Origin of the sequence: Coprococcus aceti (genome assembly GCF_025567285.1) — a bacterium.
Taxonomy (GTDB): Bacteria; Bacillota; Clostridia; order Lachnospirales; family Lachnospiraceae; genus Coprococcus; species Coprococcus aceti.
In genome coordinates this window covers 319,962-344,892 of record NZ_JAOQJT010000001.1, presented here as the reverse complement: position 1 = coordinate 344,892, position 24,931 = coordinate 319,962, and the positions used below count along the sequence as shown (strand labels likewise).

General features: G+C 45.2%; 17 protein-coding genes. All 17 read right to left on the bottom strand.

Going from position 1 to position 24,931, the window contains the following annotated elements; all coding sequences use genetic code 11:
• Positions 1–90: 90 nt before the first annotated feature.
• The 17 genes from OCV54_RS01565 to OCV54_RS01485 all read right to left on the bottom strand — a co-directional run bounded on the left by OCV54_RS01565 (position 91) and on the right by OCV54_RS01485 (position 24,785).
• Complete coding sequence (locus OCV54_RS01565) at positions 91–672, bottom strand: DUF6553 family protein (RefSeq protein ID WP_055222391.1); 582 nt, start codon at positions 670–672, stop codon at positions 91–93.
• A gap of 132 nt (positions 673–804) precedes the next feature.
• On the bottom strand, positions 805–1,845 hold the full coding sequence (locus tag OCV54_RS01560; protein WP_055222390.1) for a galactose ABC transporter substrate-binding protein: 1,041 nt from the start codon (positions 1,843–1,845) through the stop codon (positions 805–807).
• A complete protein-coding gene (locus OCV54_RS01555; RefSeq protein ID WP_015534391.1) occupies positions 1,838–2,800 on the bottom strand; it encodes a substrate-binding domain-containing protein in 963 nt (320 codons plus the stop codon). Before OCV54_RS01555 ends, OCV54_RS01560 begins: the two co-directional genes overlap by 8 nt.
• Positions 2,787–4,691, bottom strand: coding sequence for a cache domain-containing sensor histidine kinase (locus OCV54_RS01550; protein WP_330377921.1), 1,905 nt, complete (start codon positions 4,689–4,691; stop codon positions 2,787–2,789). Before OCV54_RS01550 ends, OCV54_RS01555 begins: the two co-directional genes overlap by 14 nt.
• 32 nt (positions 4,692–4,723) lie before the next feature.
• Positions 4,724–6,331 carry a response regulator gene (locus OCV54_RS01545; RefSeq protein ID WP_055222389.1) on the bottom strand — a complete coding sequence of 536 codons (1,608 nt, stop codon included), beginning with the start codon at positions 6,329–6,331 and terminating at the stop codon, positions 4,724–4,726.
• 123 nt (positions 6,332–6,454) lie between these two features.
• The gene (locus tag OCV54_RS01540; RefSeq protein ID WP_156327886.1) at positions 6,455–6,694 is read right to left on the bottom strand and encodes a hypothetical protein; all 240 of its coding nucleotides are present in this window, start codon (positions 6,692–6,694) and stop codon (positions 6,455–6,457) included.
• Positions 6,695–7,200: 506 nt separating this feature from the next.
• The gene (locus OCV54_RS01535; RefSeq protein ID WP_022217415.1) at positions 7,201–8,853 is read right to left on the bottom strand and encodes a galactose/methyl galactoside ABC transporter permease MglC; all 1,653 of its coding nucleotides are present in this window, start codon (positions 8,851–8,853) and stop codon (positions 7,201–7,203) included.
• Positions 8,854–8,870: 17 nt separating this feature from the next.
• Positions 8,871–10,379, bottom strand: coding sequence for a sugar ABC transporter ATP-binding protein (locus OCV54_RS01530; protein ID WP_015534393.1), 1,509 nt, complete (start codon positions 10,377–10,379; stop codon positions 8,871–8,873).
• Positions 10,380–10,566: 187 nt separating this feature from the next.
• Positions 10,567–11,838 (bottom strand): substrate-binding domain-containing protein, encoded by a 1,272-nt coding sequence (locus tag OCV54_RS01525; protein ID WP_015534394.1) that lies wholly within the window; start codon positions 11,836–11,838, stop codon positions 10,567–10,569.
• Between the two features lie 469 nt (positions 11,839–12,307).
• On the bottom strand, positions 12,308–12,919 hold the full coding sequence (locus OCV54_RS01520; RefSeq protein ID WP_055222387.1) for a TFIIB-type zinc ribbon-containing protein: 612 nt from the start codon (positions 12,917–12,919) through the stop codon (positions 12,308–12,310).
• Between the two features lie 59 nt (positions 12,920–12,978).
• Entirely contained in the window at positions 12,979–13,770 is a 792-nt protein-coding gene (locus OCV54_RS01515) for a TraX family protein (protein ID WP_055222386.1), read from the bottom strand.
• 40 nt (positions 13,771–13,810) lie between these two features.
• Entirely contained in the window at positions 13,811–15,364 is a 1,554-nt protein-coding gene (locus OCV54_RS01510; RefSeq protein WP_015534398.1) for a DUF975 family protein, read from the bottom strand.
• 112 nt (positions 15,365–15,476) lie between these two features.
• Positions 15,477–20,003: a coiled-coil domain-containing protein gene (locus tag OCV54_RS01505; RefSeq protein WP_242859618.1), complete on the bottom strand. Its 4,527-nt coding sequence runs from the start codon at positions 20,001–20,003 to the stop codon at positions 15,477–15,479.
• Entirely contained in the window at positions 19,945–20,664 is a 720-nt protein-coding gene (locus OCV54_RS01500) for a DUF6063 family protein (protein ID WP_004852816.1), read from the bottom strand. The genes OCV54_RS01505 and OCV54_RS01500 overlap by 59 nt, the downstream gene beginning before the upstream one ends.
• A gap of 30 nt (positions 20,665–20,694) precedes the next feature.
• The gene (locus tag OCV54_RS01495; RefSeq protein ID WP_055222385.1) at positions 20,695–22,323 is read right to left on the bottom strand and encodes a hypothetical protein; all 1,629 of its coding nucleotides are present in this window, start codon (positions 22,321–22,323) and stop codon (positions 20,695–20,697) included.
• A gap of 156 nt (positions 22,324–22,479) precedes the next feature.
• Positions 22,480–23,619, bottom strand: a complete 1,140-nt coding sequence (locus OCV54_RS01490; RefSeq protein WP_015534401.1) for a rhomboid family intramembrane serine protease — start codon at positions 23,617–23,619, stop codon at positions 22,480–22,482.
• Positions 23,620–23,729: 110 nt separating this feature from the next.
• Positions 23,730–24,785, bottom strand: coding sequence for an iron-containing alcohol dehydrogenase family protein (locus OCV54_RS01485; protein ID WP_022217410.1), 1,056 nt, complete (start codon positions 24,783–24,785; stop codon positions 23,730–23,732).
• Positions 24,786–24,931: the final 146 nt, after the last annotated feature.

The following is a 24,931-nucleotide window of genomic DNA, read 5'->3' as shown; positions in this document are numbered from 1 at the left end:
AGGCACAATAGATAAGACCATCATGCATTTTAACACTAAATACATGATGGTCTTTTGATCTGTTCACACATAGCCATTCCGTCTATGCTATCATTTTCTTAAGAAATGCTCCCTGTTCGGATACTCCTGCCTGAATGCCGCCAGTGCTGCGCTCTGAAGTATGGCAAATTCCTTGTCCATGTGCAGCATATGCGGCGCGTCAAATGCGATGGAGCTTATCTGATCTGCGATCTTCTTCGCCACGCCCTCATCCGAGAGCTGCCCCATACCAAATGCTATGGATGTGAAACCTCTGCCGCCTCTGCTCACCTCGATGAACTTGAGAAACGCATTCTTGAGTTCATATAGCAATATCTCCTGTTCCTCGGCACTTCTCCTGTCTGCGTCGAACAGGCAGAGCTTGCTTATAATCTCCACTGCCTGTTTCTTTTTCTGACCTCCGATGTCAACAGAACCGCCCTCCGATATGTATTTGAGCTCCATAAGGCAGCCCACAAATGCATCATTCTTCGGCTTTCTCTTGCCATATCTCGCCGTCCACAATCTCTGACGGAAGGCAGTAGACGAACCGGCGCTGTCACCATCCATATCCGTGCTGTTATTTTCCAGCAGTTCAAGTCTCTTATCCGCATCCGTCTCTCCGTAAAATTCTTCTATCCAGCTATTTTCCATATGCATCCTTCCCGAATATATAATTGGATCTGTATCTCTACATTAGTTCTTGATAATTTTTCCAGACAGATCTTATCCAATTATATATGCTTTTAATTCACGATTCTTTATTCATGTATCAGTCGGTTACCCTTATCTGTGCAGGAAATCATCCACGCTGTCAACATCGACCTTCCAGTAAGGCGACACGTAATATTTGCCCTCGTCAAGATTATGACCATCAATGCTGTTTCCCTTGAAGAGATCAACTGCCAACCGCGCTATCTCTCCCGCCTGGGCCTCCTTGTCATTGTAAACTGTTCCCTGCATGTTTCCCTGCTTTATCGCCTGGAGAGCATCATCAAGTCCGTCTATTCCAAAGATCACAGGCCATTTGTCCCGGCTTATACTTGAGTTATCGTACGCCTCAACTGCGCCCAGTGCCATCTCATCATTGTTGGATATGACAAGCTCTATCTGACTGCCATACTGACTTATAAGCTGAGTCATTCTGTTCTCCGCCTGACCTCTGTTCCAGTCTGCAAACTGATAACTGAGCTTCTCAAGATCCACTCCCTTATCCATGATGGTCTTCACCGAACAGTCGGTTCTGCTTATGGCATCCTGATGTCCGGCCTCCCCCTCCAGAAGAACATACTGTATCTTGCCATCACCGTTGCGATCCACTTCGCTGTGCTTCTTTATATAATTTGCCGCAATCTCCCCCTGCATATCACCGGATTCTTTTGCGTCACAGCCAACATAGTAGAGCTTTTCCCACTGCATCAGGTCATCACGCACCGGCTCTCTGTTGAAAAAGATCACTGGTATATCACTCTGCCTTGCTGACTTGATAATATTTGCCGGTGCGGTTCTGTCTACAAGATTTACACACAGCACATCGCAGCCTGCATCTATCATCTCATCAACTATCTCATCCTGCTCACGCTGATCATTATCACCACTTCTCACCGATACTATCACATTCATGTTTGTGGTCTCCATAGTCTTAAGCTGAGATTTCACCTTTTCAATCATGGCATTTATGAATGGATCATCTGCTGTATAAGTGACCACCCCGACTCTCATGGTTTTGTTTGATTTTTTATTGCTGCTGCCGCAGCCCATAAGCGAGACTATCATCGCAGCTGCCAGCAAAAGCACATATATTTTTCTTCGTTTCTGTCTACTCATATGAATATAAAAACCTCTCTACATCATCGGAGAACAAATCGTCACTGTATATTATCTTTATGCCCTCCTCCCGACTCTTCATCGTATACAATCTGCTGTTCAGACCCTTTACTACCTCTGTCACACTGGCATAGCCAACACCGTATCCATCCGGAATAACAAGGCACTTTATCTTGCCCGCATCAAGCAGCGCCACAGATTTTACGCTGGTCCCCATTCCATATATCTGGGCGCCATTGTACATACCGTTATCCGCATTCTCTCCTATCTCATCGATCGCATATGTGTCCATCACAACCATGTAGTCCACCTTTCCCAGAATATCCACAATGTCACATATGTTCTGATTGCCACATCGGCTGTACACCCAGCTCACCTCGCATCCGGTTCCTTCTATCGCATCCATAAGTCCTGCTTTTCCGCTCACACTTCCCTCTGTCTGGGAATATCCGGTTATAATGCCTATGCTTTTGCCACGGAGTCCGTCCGCATCATTTGCCCTGATCTGTTCTCCAAGGGTATATCCTATCTTGTAGTTATCAGGTTTTATCGTGACAAATCCCGAGGCGCCATCTTCACTGTATGCATCCTGGGTTATAAGTACAAATGGTACATCGCCAAGCTGTCCCAGCATATCCGATGTATCCTCGCCCGGTGCAGGACAAATTATGAATGCATCTACATCATTTTCAAGCTGTTCATCTATGAGTTCCTTCTCATCCTGGGCTGACTCGATATCATCGGTGTTGCATATGATAAGATGGACATCATTGACATTTGCTGATTGTTTTAGTCCATTTATAAGTCCATCCCACCTCTTATCACCGGAATTTGAAAGTATGACCGCTACTCTTTTCTGAGGCACATTTTCCCGGAATATCTGGTGTATAAAGAATCCGGCTATAACCACCAGAAACAGCTCCGCGATCAGAAAGGTTATCTTACTCTTCTTCATCTGTCACCATCCCCCTTCCAAAATCCTGCCTCTCAAGTCTCTCTCTGTTCTCCTCCGTGTAAGGAATGGCTGGAATGTGAATGACAACCTTTGTTCCCTCGTCCGGCTCACTGTAAACCTTTAATCCATATTCGCTGCCAAACATCAGCTTTATCCTGGAGTGAACATTGATAACACCCACTCCGGAGCCATGCTTTGGCACCTTATTGTTGTCCACAAGGATGTTCCGGACAACATCCTCCGACATACCCATGCCATTATCCTCAACTGAAATGTAGATGTCATTGCCCTTCTTCTCACCGCGGACAGTTATCTTGCCGCCATCGTCCTCATCCATGTTGCCCACACCGTAGTATATTGCATTTTCCAGGATCGGCTGCACGATAAGTTTAACTGTACAATAATCATTTATCTCTTCGTCTATGATAAATTCTGTAGCAAATCTTTCTTTATATCTTACCTTCTGTATGTTCATGTAACTCGTGCTGTGCTGGATCTCGTCCGCTATCCTTATGACAGTTCTGCCCTTTGACAGACTTATCCTCAGCAGCTTTGCAAGCTCAGATATCATAAATACTGCATCTGTATTTCTGTTCGCCTCCACCATCCATGTTATGGACTCCAGTGTATTATATAGGAAATGCGGATTGATCTGACTCTGGAGCGCATCCATCTCACTCTTTCTCCGCTCATTCTGCTGTCTGATTATCTCCTGCATCAGAATCTCTATCTGCTCATAGGATTTCTTGACCGAATATCCCAGATGTCTTATCTCGGAAGATCCTCCAATATATATATCCGTGGTTCCACCTGTCTCATATGACTTTACTGATTCATTCAGCTTAAGTATAGGCTTTGAGATTTTCTTTGTTATGATCCTGTTCACCCACAAGAGCATCATAAGCAATATCACAACCGTAGTTATGATGTAATATCTGTACTGATTGATGCTGGCAGTCTGAACACTTTCCGGGACAACTCCTATGATCTTCCATCCAGTGTAGGCTATACTGCTGACAACAACATTTTCTGTGCCACCCGTCATCTTGATCTCATATGTACCGTCATCGTATACCGCTGCCTCTGTACTTTCCTCTGTGAAAAAGCCTCTGTCTATCTCTGCTCTTCGCGGATGGTATATGATATCTCCGTCACGGTTGCACAGATAATAATAAGTCTCACTTGAAGAATCATTGATCCTTGAAAGAGCCTCCTCGATCACGGAATACTTCATATCTATCAGAAGCACGCCGTTTACCGGCTTATCTCCATCATTGATATCAACAGAACGGCTGAGGGATATGACCCAATAATACCTGTTGGCGCCATCTTGAAACAGATCTTGTATATGAGGTGTAGAAAAGTGCATATTCTCTATATCTTCAGATGCATTCTTGTACCATTCCTGTTCCTCGACATTAACCTTATCCTTCTGCACTGCAACCGGCTCCGCAGCAACAAGCTTACCGGAATTGTCGTACAACGCCATACTCTGCACTTTGTCAACATTCACCTCATATAAAAGGCTGAACTGTCTGCTGAACTCCTGACTGGAGATGTCATATTCCTGGATAATGTTATAATTCACTCCATTAGATATCTGTCTAATGCCTGCCAGGTCTGTATCCACTTTATCCACAGTACTCTCTATCATGCTTTCTGCATTTGACACTGCAGTCTGCTTTATCGCAAGCTTGAATCTATTGTAAATAAGAAATCCCATAACAACAGTTGTGGTTATCGTCAGTCCTGTGAGCACCGCCATTATTATTGACTGTATGTCAAATCCTATAAATCTGCCATGATGAAACCAGCCTCGCAGCCTCGTGCGCAGAGAATATTTATTTTTCTGCATTTTGCCCTGAGCATCCTTTTTCTCTCTAATCTTCAAAACAATTCTACTCCCCTTATACTTTCTCTGCTCTACTTATTCCCCGTATGTTCAGTTCTGTACTTTGATGGCGACATTCCAAATCTCTTCTTGAACACGTAGCTGAAGTAATTTGCATCCTGATATCCCACCTGCTCTGCTATCTTATAGCTTTTCTCATTTGTCTCAAGTATGAGATTGGCTGCGTGATCCATCCTGTAATCCGTCAGATACGAGATAAATGACTTGCCTGTCTCCTTCTTGAACACCGATGAAAAATACGAATTGGACACACCAAGCTCTGAGCACACCGTATCCAGCGACAGATCGGGCTCCATATACCTGCCAACTATCATATTCTGGGCATCCGTTACCATTCTTCTGGATGTGTTATTTCTGGCATTTTTCAATTCCTCGCTGATCGCCATAGATGTGTCTATGAGCCATGCTGTGAGTGTGACTTCATCCATCTCCGGAACCTTCTCATATGGGTTACTGATTCCACCTGAAAAATTGTCAAAATCTATAAAATTATTTGCGCAGAATCTGTAGAATGTTCCTACCATCTCCATGAGCGTCAGCTTGTACCTGTTCATGGTCTGTGCAGATCTGTGCAGCTTCTCTATCTCATCATGTACTGCGCCCTCAATGGCATCTCTTTTGCCAAGATATATTGACTTGATAAGCTCATGCATATTTGCATCTTCATACTGTACTGCTGCCTTCTGCTCCTTCGGTGCGATCTCAGCAATATTTATAGCCCTCTGGGTTCCGTATAAAACCCTGTATGATACAGCTTCCCTGGCACCCTCATACGAATTGTTGATATTCAGAAGACTGTCGCACACTCTGCCAATACCGGCAGTCACCACGGCGCCCATGACTCGGTAAGCCCATCTGCAGAATCTGTCACAGGCATCCGTCAGCTCTGACATGGCATCCTCCGAGGCTATCTCGATGATTAGCACTGTGTTGCCCAAGTATGTAAACACCTGGCATGTCCATGTATCAGCAATTCTGTCCTTGATCTGCTGTTCCACCGACATTGACAACAGAAGTGGGTTCATTCCATCTGGAACGTGATGCTCCGATGTATGAAAAACCGCGCAGCAATAAAGCGGTCCCTTCATATCGATCTGGTATGCTGCAAGGAATTTCTCATAATCCGACTCGCTCACTCTGCCCTCTATCAGGGATACAAACAGATTTGTCTGAAGAACAGGCAGAGATGCATTGAAATAATTTGCAAGCTTTTCCACATTCAGCTTTTCCTCCCTCTCCTTGTCCAGAGAGTTCTTGACCCTCTTCAGGCAGTCTGAAAGTTCTAAGGCATTTATAGGCTTGAGCATGTACTCCTCTATCTCAAGGTGCACTGCCTCCTTGGCATACTCAAACTCATCAAATCCTGTAAATATGATGATGTGTATATTCTGATAATCATTGTTAAGTCTCCTGGACAGTTCGAGGCCGTCCATGTATGGCATCTTGATGTCCGTTATGACCACATCCGGCTGCAGCTTCTCCACCAGTTCAAGAGCCTTAACACCGTTGTTGGCACTGCCCACAACATCAAATCCGAGCATATCCCAGTGGATCTTTCTCTCTATAACATCTATAACCTCTTCCTCGTCATCGACAAGGATAACCTTGTATTTATCCATCTAACAGAAATCCTTTCTATATATCAAATGCCACCCGGTTCACCGGTCTTTTCCAGCAGTGTAATTATATCAAATACCGCAGAGAATATCTGTACTTTTATTATTATTTCTTCATCTATACCGTCAAGAAATTTTCCTCACCTGTCCGTGACTCGAAACCTTGCCTGTTTCCAGCTGAGGATCCAGCTTGTTTCCGGCTGAACATCTTGCCCTCCCGTAATCTGGAATATTTTCTCTATCTCCAACAAAATAGCTGCTGTAGGATAAAATTGTAACTCCCCCCCACATATAACCCTTGCAGGAAAATAGAGCGAAGGAAGCGGAACACTGGCCCAAGATTTTACAATATATAAATATCTCCACAGCCCAGCCTTCCTTGCATGCGCCTGCCACTTTTATGCATGCCACCTAATCGATAGCTAGACGCGACTGATAATTTCTTCTCCTTCCACCACGAACAGCTGTATCTGCCCGGCTGCATGCATGGCTGCATTTATATACTGCGACATCGATAGTGAACACGACTGAGCTTCAGCGCTTTTTGCCACTGCGGAGACCGCATTGCCCTTATCGCGGTCAAAGCAGTGTGCAGATAAAAGCAAGCTGAAGTGAGGGAAGGGGAACGTGATGCCACAGTATATAAATGCAGCCATCATCAGCCGGGCAGATACAGCTTCCGTTAGCACAGCCGCACAGAAGGCGTCCGCCAATCCACATGCCTTGCGTCATGCGTGCACTTCGTGCACTTCACAAGGAATCCTCCCGCTTATGCGGGCCCCTCCTTATGAAAAAAACCGCTCAATCCATCCTGTAGACGATCCGAGCGGCTTTTTATATAAAGGTTTTGTGAGAGTTAAATTTGTTGTTCCTTACTTCTTCTGTACATACTTGAGACAGTCAAGAGTTACAGCGGCAAGGATGATGATACCTTCGAATATGAACTGAAGGTTTGTATCAATACCAAGAATGGTAAGTGAGTAGGTAAGTGATGTGAAGATAAGAACACCAGTTACAACACCGGAGATCTTACCGATACCACCTGTGAATGAAACACCACCAACAACGCAGGCTGCTATGGCGTCCATATCCCAGCCCTGTCCATAAGCTGCACTACCTGAACCAACCATTCTGTTACACTCAAGCCATGATCCGAATCCGTAAAGGATACCGGCAAGGATGAATGCGCCAAGTGTTACCTTGAAAACTGATATACCTGAAACTGCTGCTGCCTCTGGGTTTCCACCTACAGCGTACAGATTCTTACCAAATGTAGTCTTGTTCCAGATGAACCATACTACTACGATTGCAACTACTGCCCAAATGATAATAGTTGGGAAGTTTCCTATTGTTGGGATGAACATATTTGGTATTGCTGAATCAATAGCACCAAACGAAACACCCTTTGTCGCATATGTTACAAGTCCGAAGATGATCAGCATGTTCGCCATTGTTGAAATGAACGGATGCATCTTGTACTTCGCCATGAAGAAACCTGCAATACTTGAAAATACTGTTGTGAGGATAATACATGCAACAAGTGCAAATAGTGCTTTTCCTACAACCGGCATACTTGAGAAATCAAATATGTGTCCAAACACACCACCTGTATTTGCACCATTGTGCATGATAATGGTAGCTGTAACCATACCCATACCAACCATACGTCCAATCGAAAGATCGGTACCGGTCAGGAGGATAAGTCCCGCAACGCCGAGTGCCAGGAACATTCTAGGTGATGCCTGCTGAAGTATGTTCAGTATATTGGTAACTGTGAGGAGCTGTGTGTTCTTCACAATTGGAGTGATGATACAAAGTGCAATGAATATCAACACGATTACTATATACAGACCGTTCTTGTAAAGGAACTGTGTTGTGTTGAATGTGTACTTGTAATTCTCAAATTTCTGTGCTCTGCTCTGCATGAATGTGTACTTGGACATTCTAAGGAGATCTATCAGATGATACTTGTGTGAAAATGCATCATGCTTTCTGTCCTTAATCTCCTGAAGTCTTGACTCATGTGTCATCTGTGCATCAAAGAGCTTGTTCTTGTATACATATTTCTCGTCCTTGATCTCCTCCGGATCAGAGAGTTTTGCAAGTGTCTGCTCATGCTCTGTCTTGAGTGTTGCCTTTACTCTCTCATAGGACTCATTTTCTGCTGCCTTCTCAGTCTCGCAGCTTGCCACTACTTTGCTGTAGTACTCGCTGTCATAATGCTCCTTAAGGTATCCCTCTGCGTCAGCGATAAGCTTTGCAACCTTATCCTTATTGGCTGCCTCAACTGCCTTTGCCTTCTCCAGGGCTGCCTTATCCTTTGCGATTATGCTATCCTTTTCTTCCTTTGATAAATTCTTATCTTCCTTTGCGATAGCTATATGGTTCTTCAAACTACGAACCTTGTCAGATCCATCAACTCGAAGTTCATCGATCTGAGCCTGTATCTTTCCAACATATTCATCAATCGGCTTGAGGAGTTTTTCCTCTGCATCAGCCGAAAGGATCATATTTTTATCTGCCATATCCATGCTCCTCTCTATTACAAATATTTAGCACTAAGTCTTAACAATTCTTCCTGATTAGTCTCCTTGGTATTTACAATTCCGGCAAGGTGTCCATTTGACATAACACCTATACGGTTTGTGATACCCAGGATCTCCGGCATCTCAGAGGAGACAACTATGATAGTCTTGCCCTGCTTTGCCATGTTGATTATAAGTTCATATATTTCATACTTGGCTCCTACATCGATACCTCTTGTAGGATCATCCATCATGAATACATTTGGTGAACGCTCAAGCCATTTTCCGAAGATAACCTTCTGCTGATTACCACCGGACAGGTTGGCGATCATATCGTCAGGTCCCATACACTTGGTGTGCATGACCTTGATCTCCTCAGCTGTGGCACGAACCATGCTGTCATGTGACAGTGCCACGCCGCTCTTGTAGTGGTTCATATTTGCAATGGTGGTATTGAAGGTGATATCTGCCTTGAGGAAGAGACCATTTGCCTTTCTCTCCTCAGTGATGAGGGCAAATCCGTGATCCATAGCATCCTTTGGACCGGTGAAGTTCATGATCTTGCCACCATACATTACATTTCCTGCTGCTCTTGTACGAATACCAAATATAGTTTCCAGGAGCTCTGTACGACCTGCGCCAACCAGACCATAGAGACCGAATATCTCACCCTTCTTCACATCAAATGTGATGTTCTGGAGCTTCGGTGCATACTTTGTGGAGAGTCCCTGTACTGAGAGGATCGTCTCACCCGGCGTATTGTCGACCGGTGGGAATCTGTTATCAAGTGAACGACCAACCATGGCTGATATAAGCTCATTCATGTTGGTGTCCTTGCTGTCCTTTGTCATGACCAGACTACCGTCTCGGAGAACTGATATCTGATCACAGATCTCGAATATCTCATCCATCTTATGTGAGATGTAGATCAGGGAAATTCCCTGCTCCTTGAGCTGTCTCATCATCTTGAAAAGCTTTGCAACCTCAGGTGCTGTCAGTGATGATGTAGGCTCATCAAGTACGATTACCTTGGAATTGTACGAGATAGCCTTTGCGATCTCACACATCTGTCTCTGGGAAACTGACATTCTCTTCATCGGCTGTGTAAGATTGACCGTTATACCCAGCTTTCTGAACAAGTCTGAAGCTTCCTTCTTCATACGGCCCTCATCGATGACTCCAAGAGAGTTCTTTGGATAACGTCCAAGGAACAGGTTGTCAACAACGCTTCTCTCAAGACACTGATTTAATTCCTGATGAACCATCGCAACTCCATTCTCGAGTGCATCCTTAGGGCCAGAGAAATTTACTTCTTTTCCATCTAATATTATTGTGCCTTCGTCCTTCTGATAGGTTCCGAAGAGACACTTCATCATTGTCGATTTACCGGCACCATTCTCACCCATAAGTCCCATGATCGAACCAGGTTTAACATTCAAATTAATATGGTTAAGGACCTTGTTTCTGCCGAATGATTTGCTCATGCCTTGAATCGATAAGATGTATTTATTCTTATCTTCTGCCATATCTCTACTTCCTTTCATTGAACATCAGCCCATTAATAGTCGCCTTCGGCGAGGGCTGATGCTACATATCAAGTTTTCATAGAAAACTTGATACATGCTCTTAGTAAAAGAAGGGTATCAAATGTTTAGTCTGACACCCCTCTGAGTTAAATCATTTCCTATTGATCAATCATCCAGGTAACTTATATTACTTAGAGAGAATTGATGTGTATGATGCTGCATTGTCTGTCTTAACCATGTTGATTGCAAATGCATCGTACTCGCCTGGGTTACCAAGACGGTTTGTGATGTTAGACTCTGTCTGTCCATCACCACCGATGTAATCTACATTCAGGTTAAGAAGGTCATCGTAGTTCTGAAGAAGTGGCTGGTATGTTGAGCTCAGGAAGTTATCTGAAGCGTTGTAGATGTCAAGCCATACCTTCTTGCTTGGACTCTTGCTTGAGTCAAGCTGCTTTGAAACCTTGTCATAAACCTTTGTTGAATCTGTGAAATCCTGATAGTTGTCTGCTGTTACTGCCACGTTCAGTGCGTAGTATGATCTCTCGTCTGCGCTGTATCTGTAGTCAACACCTTCCTCAAGCTGGTTTCCAGCCTCGTCTGCTGTACCGATACCAGTATCAACATCTACACCATCAAGTGCGTTACGGAGAACTCTCAGTGTCAGGTAAGCCTGAACATCTGCATGCTGTGAAATTGTTCCGCCGTAGCCCTCTGCAATTGCTGCAACTGCATCGCTGTTAGCATCGTATCCAAATGTAGGAACCTTGTTGTCCTTTGCCCAGGCATTGAACATTGACATTCCCATACCATCGTTATTTGAAACAACTACATCGATCTGATCACCAAATGATGCTGTCCATGTTCCTATTGCATTACCAGCTGTAGCTGCATCCCATGTAGCTCCTGCTGAGTTCTTCATCTCCTGTGATGCAAGCTCTCTGATCGTATATGTCTTGCCATCAACATCAAGCTTAGCATCCTGTACTACTGTTGCCTTACCATCTACGTTTGTTCCGGCTGGTGTTGAATCAACTGCTCCGTTTGCATCAACTCCTGTGCCAAGTGCTGAACGAACACCTCTTGTACGTGCGATTGAATCATTGTGTCCGATATCACCGATTGCAAGTACATATCCGATGACTCCATCACCGTTACGATCGATCGTTGCTGCATTTGCCTTGATGTAATCAAGAACCATCTGGCCCTGGAGCTCAGCACCCTGATTAGCATCAAATCCTACATAATATGTGTCCTTGTTGTAGCTAAGAGCGTCCTTGTCAAGCTCTCCTGTTGAACTGTTAGATGGCTGACGGTTGAACCAGCAAAGTGGCTTGTCCTTGTTGGCTACTCCACTGCTTGAGCTTCCGCCACTTGAGCTTCCGCCTGATCCACATCCTACCATTGATAAAGCAAGTGTTGCAGCTGCTGCTACAGCTAAAATTCTTCTTTTTCTCATATTACATTCCCTCCTGTTCTTTGAACATCAGCCCATTTGTAATTGCCTTCGGCAAGGGCTGATGCTGCATGTTAAGTTTTCTGAAACTTAACACATCCTTTGGCTTTGTGTGTTTTATTTTTTCGTCTTGCCTCATTGACTGTACTCATTATAAGTTGATACGGGATTTGAAAGAATAGAATATTTTTGGATTAATTAGCAAAATTTTGTGATTTATTGATTTTTTTATAGATATTTTTACCAATTCACACTGGTTAATAGTTATATGTCAGGTGTATTTTTTGCTTAACACGGGTAAAATTGCATATTGAGTTGGGCAGTTTTGACTCATTCTCGGCATTTTAGTTTTAGTGGAATCTTCTATAACGGCTTGTTTTTATCTTTTTGTTGTTGTTTCGTAGGTTTGTGCATAAAATTATCTCCTTTTTGCTAGAGCGTGGGTTCGACTCACCCACGCTCTTTTTCAAGCTTACATATTCACATTCAAGTAATTTCCACAATAAGGACATTTGCTGGAATATCCAGTCGCTGCACGGAAACTCGAACCACAATTCGGGCATCTGACCGCCACAAGTCTCAGCTTATCCGGCGCCACCGGCTTGTCGTCCATGAGCTCTTCTTCACCTGGAAGCCTCTCATCCCTTACTGAATCCGGATCATAGCCGTATTTGCCGTTGTACTCGAATATATCTATCGTCAGACCTATCGGGTACATGCCGGCACCCCTTGTGAATCCAGTTGGTATTATAGCCTCCCGCTCGACATGGTAGCTGTCAAAGTAATGCACGATCGTGTCCATCATATATGTATTGTTCACCTTAACAGAAGTATTCTCTGTGTATCCATATATCTTTGCAGGATACTTCACACCTTTTTTTACTATCATCTTCTTGTTGTGGACCAATATCGCCACCACTATATCCATGCTCCCACCGATCAGTAAGAAACCTCCCGGAAGGCTCAACATAGCCAGGGGGAATTTTCCCGGCTCCGCCACAATTGCAAATATAATTCCCACGAAAACGCCGACAGCAAGGAATATACTGCCAACCAAAACCACTATCTTATGAGCCGCATTCATACTATTTCTTCCTTTCTCAAATATCTGCAAAACCCACCGATTCTCTGCTCATACCATGTCTACATCACCATCTGCCAGATTATGTACAATACAAGCAAGTGTCCCGGATAAAATGCATAACAGAAGTATTTAAACCACTTCTTATGGTATCCCAATTTTCCATTGTATAGCCATATCACTGGCAATGCGATTAGCGCAAACGCCTGCTGCGGGAATTCAAAGCTATGTCCCGCTATACTAAATGTATAACAATATCCACTAAGCAGCTGTGCATTGATATAATACATACACACGAGCTGTGCTATCAATTTCCATGGTTCCTTGCCCCGGAACAGATAGAACATTATAACCATGACAACTCCCGCTCCATAGAAATCAACCATGGTGATCGTTCCTATCACATATCCCACAAGAGTCACAACAATCGCAACCGGGATCCACAGCCATACCTTGCCCGTTTTCCTCACCTTGTCTATCAATGCTATCAGCAGCAATCCTATGAGAAATGTCCAAAGTACATTCTGATGAAACAGATACAGGACACTGTCTCCGGACACAAGATCAAACGGAACTTCAGATATCACCGCAAATATCAGCATTCTGCACAGATATCTGCGGAAATTACTGGTGTGATAAAATCCCTCAACTATCATGAAGGCAAATATCGGAAATGCTATTCTTCCTATGCACGTAAGTATATCCACATACGGAAACAACGTTGCCCACATGTGATCACTGAGCATGCATGCCATCGCAATGATATGCAGCATACAGGAGCTGAATACTCCCGCCTTTATATTCCAGGACTGTTTCCCCGGATCAACCATTTTACCATTCTGTATATCCGTCATATTGATTCCTCCTTTTTATATGACTTCGTCATATTGGTTCCTAATATGTGCCGCCAACTCCTTCGCCCTTGTTAAATCCGAATATGGCGCAGCATATCAGATCTATGATAAACAATACCGACAATGTGATACATATAATGTTCTGCACTTTTTTGCTCTTGGAATTCAGAAATTCACTGAGCTTCGGTGCCGCTATATACACTCCAAACAGGCTGCCCAAACCAAATGCAAGAAGTCCCACCAGACATATTCTTCCATTTACATTAAGAAACTCGTTCTTGTAGTCCCAATACTGTGAATTAAAGAAGAAATCCAGTGCCCAGCTTGCTATGAATTCTATGATTCCACATACCACCATCGCCATAGCGAACAGCTTCGCCTTATCTGCCTTGAAGCGGTCAAGCAGGAATATAATAGCAACGCCGCCGACTCCGTACACAGGCAGCCACGGTCCATACATGGTTCCACGGTTTACAAGAACATGATCCATAACTATATAGAGTACGACCTCCCACAGCCATCCTATAAAACAGAACACAAAGAAGAAGAAAATGAAGTCCCTGAGACTGTATTCACTCTTCACCTTCATTCCCTCAGGCACCTCGACCGCGACATCCTGGAGAATATAGGCCGGTTTAGTCCATACCTCAGCAACTCCCGCGTCTCCTGCCGACTGATAAGCAGCCTCGATAGCCTTTTTGTTATATGGTGCAGCATTGAATGCTTCCTCGACAAAATTTTCCACACCTATATTCTGTCTGAACCAGAAGTACATCTCCACATCAAGCTCCATCTGAAACGGTAATGCTACCAGAAGTCCTGCAACCGGTATAGCCTTGATCATCCACACGTGGATGCACGACAGATCCGTCAGGAACATTTTCCACTTATAGCCTCTCGTCATCTCCCTTGACATGTTCTTCGCATCTCTCCACTTGAGTCTTGGATTCTCCGCCAGGAGATATGGAACCATCCTATACTGATAATACTTGTACACACCACCGATTATCGTGAGCCACCAGAGTGTCATAACAACATTGTAACAGAACATGACCCACATAAGTCTGAGTAAATAATGTCTGTGGAAAGGTGCAAACATCCGGTTGACGGACACCTTGTCACTGTATCTGCACTCCATGGCATAACGGCATTTGCCCACTATCGCCGCACTCTGTATAAAGAAATGGACAACAGCCATGATAAGAGCAGATATCAGGAGCATCACTATGACCTCGCCGGGATTTCTCTCCACATATGCCGTGTTGGCGCCTAAAAGCTTGATGATCCAGGTCTGCTTCGCCGTCACCGAGTCTATCGCACGGGCTACTGTCTCGGCTTTTTTCTCCGACATATGCTCAATCATCGGCATATTCTTTACATACTCCTTGAGTATGGTCACATTGTCAGCCTCATGCTCGGTCTCCTGTCCAAGCACCTGATCTATTCCCTTCACGAATTTTGTCTGGGAAGAATCATCTACCCCAAGATAAGAGAAAATAAAACACACAGCGACCATAGCCATCCAAGCCATAAGTCCACGTTTAAATACCGTGTTCCACGCTCCCTTTTTAAGCTGTTTCCTGTTCCAAGTCATTATAATACATTCTCCCTTATAGAATTTTAAATGTTATCATCTTACGTCTATATCCCGCATTTTTAATGTCACATCACTCAGGCAAACTGTGAAACTCATAACCTGAATCCCCCTAGATGAAGTCGAAGGTTGCCTGCTCATAGGAAAGTTCCTGATATTCCAGTTCTTCCTGATCCGTCTTACTGGTGTAGTCCACCACTACCGTCTGCTGCTTTCCGCCCACCATCTGCTGTCCCAGGATATAGTTCACATCAAAGCGTCCTGTGATGGCCGGTGTCGCGCCACGGGCAGGTACGATGAGCTGCACATGGTTGGCTGCCAGCATGGCAAATATAGGCTCCCATATGTATATATCCTTCGCCGCACCAAACGGGTTGTCAATAAATATTGTTTTAGACTGTACCGACTCCTCCGGTGCCAGGCTGTACATTCCTGCAATGTAGTTGATGACAGCAACCAGAAACTGAATGTAGATTCCCTGAGACTGTCCCGTACTTCCAACAGCCTCCTCATACCTGAGATACCGGCTCTGCTCCTTTATCCTCTCCCTCTTGTAGAGATTGAGTCTGATGGCATTCATATCTGTGACCATGACACCGAACAGCTTCTTGAGTCCCAGACAGTCACGGATGTACTTGATCCTCTTTCGTTCATCCTCGTAGGCATCCGCACCCTTCACTATATCATCTATATAATCAGACATCCTCTGCTTTACAAATTCATCCTTCACGTAAGGTATGGTGAGATCGACCATCTTGATCACATCATCGCCCACCGTGATACGTGACAGCTTTGGAAGCTTCTCAAGCTCAGTCTTCACATCCATACATCTCTGTACACACTGATTCTCGAAGTTCTCCTTGATGGCAACCATATCCTCGATACCCTTCTCAACGCGCTCCTTCTCCAGCTTGATGAACTCAATAATCTGAAGAAGATTTGCCAGAAGTTCCTTTGCCTGACTGTAGGTATCCGGAACCTGCACATCCTGTCTGATCGTATTGGCCATCTCGAATACACCCATCTCCACTAGTGTATCCGCCGTCTGTCCCTTGAATCTCATGATTTCATTCTTCGCGCGGTCAAGGGCTTTCATGCTCCTGTCGTACTTCATGAGACTTGTCTCAAATAACTGTCTGAGGGTATCCATGTCTTCATCCAGTACATTTCCACCGGACACATCTATGTCATTTGTATCGACTATTCTCTTTACATCCTTGTACAGATCCACCATGAAACCATACTGCTTATAGTAATCGCTGTACGCCTTCTCAGCTTCTTTGAATATGCGGTTCATATCCGCAAGCACCGCATCGCCATTGGCTATGGCTGTATCTGCATCGGCTGCAGATATCTCCTCACGTACATAGCTGCTATCGCCGTATGTGCGGTTGATGTTCTCTATCGCATACTCTATGCTTCCCTCAAGCTTGCTATACGCCTTCTGGTCAGCCTTCTGCTGCTGCATCAGCGACGCCTCTATCAACGTGAGCCTTGCCAGCTCATCGTCCATCTCCCTGAGATTGTCCTCAGACGTCGGATAGAGCTCTCCTGCCTCGGCAAATACCGCCATGTCAAAGCCTCTCTTCTCTATGGTCTTCTGTATTCTGTCCATTGACTTCTTCAGCGCATCCATGAGCTTCTTCTTGTCCTCAAGATCCGGCGCATGCTCCTTTGAAACCGCCAGCATAGCCATAAATTCCTGTTCAAGCCGTTCATCTGAAATGTCCAAAGTCTCCTTGTATTCCTCCGGTATTCCGTCCTGCCATGCCGCAGCAGCCACGCCTACACCATCTGTATTTTCAGCAACTCCCGCATTCTCAGACTTCGGCAGATACGGTTCGAAATACTCCGTCCACTTGTACTGGATATCCTCTATATTCCTTGTAAGCCCCGCAAGCTTTGACTCAGTCTCTCCAACCGTCGTCGACCACTTCAGCACATCGCTCTGAAGTCCTGACAGCTTTGCCACAAGGTCAGACTTCCTCTGCTTATACTCGGCAAGTCTCTGCTCCTCCGGTCTTGCAAGATCCGACAGCTGCTCTATCATGACAAATGTCTGTCTTCTGTCAGATTCCTTCTGCTGACTCTGCTGCAGGTCTCCATATCTCTCAGTGTTATTATTAAGCTCCGTCTCTGTAACCTTGATCGATGTCTTAAGCTCCTCAAGCTCATCCTTCTTATCGAGCAGTGCCTGGTTCAGCTCTCTCTCCCTGTCCTCGGCACCTGTATATCTCGCATCCACAAGCCTTGTGACAAATGCAAGATCCTCCTGATAAGTCGCAAGCTTCTCATTTATCAGACTGATCTCCTCCGTGAGACCTGCTATTTTATCAGCATTTGCCTTTCTGGCGTCCTCTATGGAGTCCTTAGACATGAAATATTTCCTGTCTCTTCCTATGATAAGCATGTTCTCGGCGGGAACTATCGCTGAGTCTGAAAGCTTATCCATATCGTACACCATTACACATTCGCTGCCGGTGTCTATCGAACCGAGATTTATATCGTCCTCCAGACTATCAAATCCCTTTGTCACAACACTGTACGGCAGGTATGGATTTGCCTGAAGCAGCTCCTCTTTTGTATCACCCGGGAGTGCCGACAGATAATCCGCACCATGCATGGCCATGAGCCCATGTCTGGTGGAGATGTAGTTTATCACAGTCTCAGCACCCTCCGACGGCGGAAATGGTCTGCCATCCTCATAGCATTTCGCAAGCTTTGTCAGTCTGTCGATCTCCTGCTGGCGCTTGATCGTCTCTGTTATGGTGCCCCTAATCCTGTCATTTATAACACCTGTTATATCCTGTGGATTCTCCACAGAGTATACTGCCATGATGCTGTCGAGCTGGCTTCCCGACTGCCTGTACGCCTCGGCGTCAAGCCTTGCATCCTCGCAGCTTCTCTCCAGCGCATCATACTCAGCCTGCACAGTCGTCAGTCTGTATCTGTCATCGTACAGCTTTGTCCTGCCATCTGCTATGGATATCTCCAACTCTGTCATCTCAGCAAGTATCCTGTCAGACTCCTCCTGAGCCTTGTTCATCATATCCTTCACATCACCCACTACGAGCAGGTTGACCGATGCAGCCAGCTCACTTATGCGGGCACTTATCTCATCAATCTTGGCTGTGGCATCAGCGATATTGTTCTCCGCCACCGCCTGGGCGATCTCGCCCTCCCTCATGACCTTTCTGCAGTACTCAGCCTCCTCAAGTGCGTGATCATAGCTGGTCTGGGCCTCTTCCCTTGCCGCCATGAGCTCTGCAAGCTTCTTCTCATCACGGATGCGTCTGTTGTACGCATACACCGCCATCTTCTCACTGGATGATCCGATGTTGTTTCTTATATTGTCGACTATCAGTCTGCTCTCTTCGTACTGTCGCTTGTTCTCCCTGTATACAAGGTAGTCATTTGCACTCTCCTTGTAGCCGATCTGGTTTTTCAGCTCCGCAAGCTTCTTCTCATTGTCCTCTATCTGCGTGGCAGTGTCATCCATCTTGCGGTTCATGTCCTCAAGGCGCAGATAATCCCTGGTGACCCTGAGATTTGCCAGACGCTTGTTCTGCTGTTCCATCTGCTCCCCGGCGTCAGCCTTTGCCTTCGCCAGCTCCTCCATATGGGTGTCGCCCTCCTGTGTACACGCCCTTCCTGTGGCATACACATCGGCCAGGCCCTTACATATCCTGTCGTTGTCCTCGTAGAGACCTATGCATGAGTTCACCTTGCCCTCGAGCACATTTATCAATTCTATCTGGTGGTCATAGTTGGCTATGTCACGCTTTCTCTGTGCCAGAACGTTCAGCTTGTCCTTGATGTCGAGAAGAGTCTCTGCCATGGTGTCTTCCTCACCGTTTCGTCCTGTCTTTGTGGCAAATGCCTTCTCTATGATCTCCTCTATAAGCAGATCCTCCACGACCTTCCTTGTGGTCCTGTAATTTGTCTCAAAATACGTTCTTACGTGCCCCTCTGTCTTGTTGATTCCGCGTATGATTTCCCAGTGGCTCTCGTGGAGACCATAGCCACTTATAAATCTCTGGTACTCGCCCTTCTTGTCAAATACCCTGACCTCCAGACTCATATCCCTGTGTCCGAGATCCTTGAGATATGTCTTTAAACCGTTGAATGTAATCCTCTCATTACCCTCCGACAAAGGAAGGTTCACTATGTCATTCTTGTTATATTCCCTGTAGAAAATGCAGTAATTAAAATACTCTATGGATGCAGTGTCCTTCTGTACCTCCCCGGCATCCGCAGCATCCTTCGCCTTTCTGGCACAGAATCCAGTGGTCATGTATCTGTAGCCATCCTTTATATCCGCCTCGTCAAGCTTCCACTCGATCAGCGAATGGATGACTGTGTTGCCGCCGCCCGCACGGAAAAGCTTCTCCACAGGCTGCTTCTCATCCAGAGTACAGTTCGGTATCAGGTTCTGAAGGAGCAGAAGCATGAGAATACTCTTTCCTCCTCCATTTGCCAGATCATACAGCGTGTTCTTGCCATACATTCTCATGGTGAAGTCATCGTACTGCTGTGTACCAAAGTTATATTTTACATTATTGACCCTTATCCTGTTGATACTAGGCATCCTCTTCTTCACCTCCAAGCAGCTGATACAGCCGTCCTCTGTATTCCTCAAAATAGTTCTCCGACAAAGCCTTCATCCTGTCTGTCGGATAGTACCTGTCCGCATTCTCCACAAATAACCGCTGGGCCGACATGAAGTTGAACACCAACTTCACATAACCCGCCCGGGATGCCTTGGACGCCCTGGCGCTGTCGCCCTCCTGATTGCCCGTCACCGCCGGGAGCTCATCCCACAGAAGCGCTATCGCCTTGAAGCTGTCCTGCTCCACCTCATCAGTTGACAGAACATCAAGCTTCTTCGTTATGTCCGCAAGATATTTGCTTGTCTCATCTATAATGTTCTCTGACTTCACATACTCCCTGAACTGATAGCTGGATGAATCCTTGTAAAAATAGAGAAGTGTCATATACATAATGAAGTAACACAGATAGAGCTCCTTGTTCAGACGAAGTCCCAGAAGCTTCTTCATGTCGTCATTCGTATAGCCAAATACCCTGTTGCCCTCTCCGGCTGTTATATACAAGCTGTCATTGTACTCGTACAGTGACAGGTTCATCTTCTTCATCATATTCATGACGATGTCGTACACCTCGGCATTGCCGTAGAATTCATCGTACAGCGGGCCGTTGTCGGGATGCTTCTTGCAGATCTCCTCACCTGATATTAACTTGGAATATATCTCTATCGCCTTGTCCAGATTCTTACTTTCCATCTTTTTCTCCTATTCTCCGTACAATCACTCTCAGCTGGTTTTGTTAAACTGAATTCCCGTAACGTACATGTCCTCGCCAATCTGTATCTCTTCGTCTGGATGGAATTCCAGTGTAAATGTCATGCCTCTGAACGCATCCAGTGTGAGTTCCGGTGCATACATCTCACGGGAGAGACCAGAACCGCCATGCCCCATATCACCATCGGTCTGATTCTGCAAAATAGCAATACCTTTGCCAGTTTTTATTCTCTCTATGTGATCTACCAGCATTCCCTCCAGCATAGTGTCCGGCTTTGCCAGTATCTCATCCACGCTGTACCTGTCCTTCTGAGCTAGGTGTGTGAGGAAGGAATAGTAATCTTTGTTGTCATAGATTTCTTTTCCAAACTTAACTTCAAGTATTCCATTGAATTCCTTGAGACTCAGGTGTCCCCATTTGTTCAGCTGGTCAAGAAGCTCGTGGAACAGCTTTGTGAAGTTGGCACTTATCTGTTCATCGAGCAGTTCATCTTCGTAACGGAAGCTCGGATCAAGCTGCTCCTTCTTCACCTTTGTGGTCTTCGCATTGTCCTCGGACTTCAGCGTGAGCATGTGATCTATGGATGTCATGCTGAACGTTTTCACGATCCTCGGAGCGAAGAGAGGCGCAAGTATGGTGAGTATCTTATCCGGTCTGTCCTCTTTTATGATACTCTGAAGCTGTCCTGCAAAGTCAAATGCAGGTCTAAGCTTCTGCAGCTTTGCCTTGTGTATGATATTGTCTGATATGTTCTGCAGCTCCATTGTGCTGCTTATCAGACTTCCGTGCTTGATGATGGTCCTCTTGAGTTCAAGCTCAAGCTGGCTTATCTCCTCCATAGCTTTCAGGTTGCCCTTGCCCATATTATCATAGCTCGCCTTAGTGATCGCTTTGTCCACCAGAGCTTTGTTCTTGGCAAAGAGCTTCTGCTCGTCAGCGAACCATTTGCCGACGGTCTTCATATAATTCTCGTACTCCTCCGCGCCCTTGAACACGTCGATGGACAGAAGATTTACTATCTCATCCTTCTCGCGGATCAGCCTGTTCACCTCGCTATTGATCCTGCGCACGACCTCGATACCGCCACGGAAGTTCTCTCCAACGATCATCTTTTCCAGAAGAAGCTGCTGCACGTTGATCTTGCTCTCGTCCTTGATCTCCTTGGTGTCCAGATAGAATTCGATTCCATCCGCAGTGATGAAATACAGAACCTTGCCATCCACTATATGGCTGTCTATCAGCTTCACTCGTCCCGTCTTGCGCTGCTTCTTTCCCGGATCATAGAACGTGAATTCAAATGCTCTTCCGTCGTTCTTGATCTTGTCAAATATATACATTATCAGGTCAGCCCTGTCATCTCCCGCAATCTCCACATCGAAATCACGGTCAAGGAGCTGCCCCATGAATTCCTCATATTCATCGTATGACACTTCACGCTCATTGAAGCTGTTCTCCTGAATAAAAAAACGCAGAATCGCCATGGTTATATAACCCATGTCCAGCTGTGCATAACGACCTTCCTTATACTGCGCAAATGTGGTCTCAGCCAGAACAAAAAACGGGTAATATTTCCTCAGATTCTGCATTCTTGCATTATGTTCTTCAATTATGTCATTTATCATCACGTATTTGAGTGCCATGTTTTCTCTATCTCTGTACTTTCCTGATTATAATAGATCTTATACCATATACTTTTCCTGATATATCTGCCCATATTCTGAGACACATATCTTCTCTATCCGCATATGGATATACAGATTTAGTATACCATGACACATTTGTTCACACAACGATATTTATCTTCCGTACTTCAGCTCATTTATCGATCTTCCACACACTGTCAACATGAATTCCGTGGCACTCTCACTGTTCTGTCCCACATCATTCAGCCCGACATATCCCGGCTGATAGCCCTCGCAGTCACCCTCTATCTGAAACTGGACTGTGACCGTCACCTGCTGCCCCTTATATGTGGCATTCCCTTCAAACTGCACTATCTGACTTCCGTCCGTCGCGACAAATGCCTGCCAGTGTTCATCGCTGCAATAGGCATCCAGACCATCCCCATAGGTTGTGTCTCCATCCGGGAATATCTTCTGTTCCTTTATATAATCTATCCTCTTATCCGGAAGATCGGCTGCATCTTTGCCGATCCCCGCCTCACCGATACCTGTCACGCACATGGACAATGTGAGTATGACTGCCAAAAGCTTGCAGAATTTGTTCTCCCTAAACTTCTCCCACCGCTTGATATTCAGTGCAAATGCAAGGATTCCTCCCACGATCGCACCACCCACATGCGCATAGATATCTATATTCTTCTCATTTGTATACAGAGCATATATGACCACAACAACTATGGATACCATCATATCTTTTCTGCTTGCTTTCCTGTTGCCCATGAATGTCAGGAACACAGCAGCACATATGATTCCGAACACCGCCCCTGATGCTCCTATAGAGAAATGCATTCTGTCAGGATCAGTCATATGATACACATTCATGGATATGATCCCGGCAACAATTCCTGATACAAAGTATATGATAGTCGTCCTCAGGGAGCCAAGTTTTCTCTCCACCGTGGAGCCAAACATATATAGTGCAAACATATTGCCAAAGAGATGATCAAAGCCAGAATGCAGGAACATCGCCGATATAAGTCGTCCATACTCGCCATTCAGCTTCACGTACTGATAGTTGAGTCCACCGGTTCTGGAGTAATTGTCCACACCGATACACATGATGCCAGCTATGACATTTGCCACTATCAATGCAATCGTAACTATAGGGATCGTCCTCTTTATCTGTGGCTGCGGGGAAGCTCCACCGCCCATCTGCTCAGGTCTGATCACATAAGCTGTGTCCTGGTCAATATCCTGCTCAAATCTCCCATAGTCATCATGTTCAAAGCCATAGCCGAAATTGTTTTCTTCCATATAATACTCTCCTGACAATGCCCTCCACGGCTGGCATCCACATACTGTTCATTGTTTTACACGATACACTGTTTTTCCACCTTGCAGTACCATTCTTCACACCTTTTTTCTTAGTCGAATACTCTCTTAAGTACCTCGTCCTCATACAGAACCTTCTTGGCAAGTTCTCTGTACTTCTCCTCATGAAGGTATGTGTGTCTGTGAGGCTTTATCTGTGGTGCCATGTCTATCGCCTTTGCGAAATCTTCTCTCTTGAGATCAAGTGTAGCTACATAATCCCAGAAACCGGTCTTCTCAAATATAGCATTTACCCTGACATATCTGTGATCCTGGACAACCGCCATGATATATGTGGCAATTCCCACCTGGATTCCATGGAGCTGTGGCTGTTCAAGCATCTTGTCAAGTGCATGTGAGATCAGGTGTTCACTTCCGGATGTCGGTGTGCTTCCGCCTGCAATCTCATTAGCAACACCGCTCATGGCAAGGGAATCGAGAAGCTCCTTCAGGAAGAGGTCATCCTTGATCGTCTCAAATGGTGTTCTGACGAAGCTGTTCACCGCCTTCTTCGCTATCATAACTGCAAAATCGTTCATCTCAGAGTATCCCAGTTCAGACTCGAAGAGCCAGTCATAGAGGGATGTGATCTTGGATACCATATCTCCGATTCCCGAGTAAAGGAATCTCTCTGGAGCAGACTTGATGATCTCCGTGTCAGCTATGATTCCATATGCCATTCTTGCCGGCACCGATGTACGCCGTCCATTTACCATAAGTGATGCGCTGGCGCTTGAGAAACCATCCGATGATGCCGATGTCGGAATACTTATAAAAGGAAGCTTTCTGAGATATGCCGCATACTTTGCCACATCAATAACCTTTCCTCCGCCGATACCCACGATCACCTGGGCCTTCGCATCTATATCAAATGCCAGCTTGATTATATCCTCTATATTGGTGGAATCCAGCTCTCTGTACTCCACAACTGTCACATTTTCCTTCTTCAGAGAATCCATGACCTGCTGTCCAAACATGTCTATGAGTCCATTTCCAAAATAAATAACAGCATTCTTCATCCCGGAAGCACTTATATATTTGCCCAGATCATTCAGGGTTCCCTTTCCGATCTTAAGAATGGTTGGTATTGCTATATGACTTCCTGCCATCTGTTTATCCTCCTAAATACATTTCTACCATTATACATTATATAATCAGCAAAAATAAACAGGACAATACACATTTTGTCTCATACCTTTACTTACCTTTCTAATTTCTAGCCATGTCTGCCTTATGCTGTTTTTATATCCTTTAA